This is a genomic window from Rhizobium sp. Rhizsp42 (assembly GCF_047304155.1).
In the GTDB taxonomy this organism is placed as follows: Bacteria; Pseudomonadota; Alphaproteobacteria; order Rhizobiales; family Rhizobiaceae; genus Rhizobium.
The window spans coordinates 1-428 of record NZ_JBGLYS010000120.1; the positions used below are offsets into that span (position 1 = coordinate 1).

Consider the following 428-nt stretch of genomic DNA (forward strand, 5'->3'; position numbering starts at 1 on the left):
GACTGTCCCTCGATCATTACCCGCATCTCACTGATCCGTTCTCTCAACGGGCGCGGCATCTTTCATGCCACCTCCTGCGGACGTGAGCCCAGATTGTTGATATTTCGTCAGGTTCGGCCGAACTCGTCGACGATACGGATGATGTCGTCTTCGCCGAGATAGGAGCCGGTCTGGACTTCGATCAGCTCGAGCAGGATCTTGCCCGGGTTGGCGAGGCGGTGGACTTCGCCAAGTGGAATGTAGACCGATTCGTTTTCGCGCAGCATCTGCACGTTCTCGCCGATCGTGACTTCCGCCGTGCCCTTGACGACGATCCAGTGCTCGGAGCGATGATGGTGCTTCTGCAGCGAGAGCTTCTTGCCCGGCGTGACGAAGATGCGCTTCACCTGGAAGCGGTCGCCGTTGAAGATCGAGGTGTAGCCGCCCCA

1 protein-coding gene is annotated in these 428 nt (G+C 59.1%); it reads right to left on the reverse strand.

All coding sequences use genetic code 11. The features are described from left to right. Positions 1-107: 107 nt before the first annotated feature. On the reverse strand, positions 108-428 hold a 321-nt coding region (locus ACCD05_RS31800), incomplete at its 5' end, for a cupin domain-containing protein (RefSeq protein ID WP_413397655.1).